Raw genomic sequence first — 831 nt, forward strand, 5'->3', positions numbered from 1 at the left:
AAGCCTCGGAAACACGATTTTTGTATCCCCCAGTTTGTGAACAGGCTGTATTGTCACCTGCCTTTTCTGCAGACATTGAAGCAGACATTGAAGATTGTGACTTGAGGCAAGCAAAAGCACAGGCATCAAAAAACTGGCGTGGCCGCATTCTCCGACCGCGCCACCAGCTCAAGCCCTCTCCTCTATCCAAGTTGGTATTGTGTCTTGGGTCTTTTCTTGAGTGGGGGGGAGTTGAAACTGAATGCGCGGCTGTCCCACTCCATAGGTGAGGGTGTAGCTCCACTGCAGGCAGCGCAGCCACAGGCGGGGGTAACGCGCTTCTAGCCAGGGCTGCAGGCGACGCAGCAGATTTGGAAGCCAGCCCCTGAACAAAGCAGAGGTCAAGGCCAGGCCGGTATAGCTGAAGTAGGTGGGTAGCCACTGGGCAAAGCCTTTGGCCCCTACGGCCTCCCAGATCCACAGCAGCAGCCGTGGGTTTTGCAGGGCAGCTTTGATGGCCATGCGGTTAAAGGCCAGCCAGCCAGCCCGGTCTTTGATGAAATCGTCCACCACCTCCGGCGGCTCGGTGGCGAGAATGCCGAAAAAGCTGTTGAGAGTGGCATTGATGCGCTCGGGGGGCAGCACCTTGCCGGTGGGCACCATCATCCCCCGCGAGAAGAGCCAGGTGACGGCGGAGTTGCCCTGGTAGGCCCGGATCTGGGCTAAGTCTGCAGCCCTGAGCAGGTCGTGGCGCAGCGCCGTATCCAGCAGATCGCACAGGCGGGGGCAGTTGCGCACCAGGGATCCAAAGCCGGTAAAGCTAAGGGGCGATTGCATAGCCGCCGCATCCCC

1 pseudogene is annotated in these 831 nt (G+C 59.4%); it reads right to left on the bottom strand.

Annotation, left to right across the window (positions count from 1 at the left end):
- Positions 1-168: 168 nt before the first annotated feature.
- A pseudogene (locus tag NW819_RS14480) lies at positions 169-831 on the bottom strand (flavin-dependent dehydrogenase); the annotation flags it as partial.

The organism is Synechococcus sp. R8-2 (assembly GCF_047461715.1).
Lineage (GTDB): Bacteria > Cyanobacteriota > Cyanobacteriia > Thermostichales > Thermostichaceae > Thermostichus.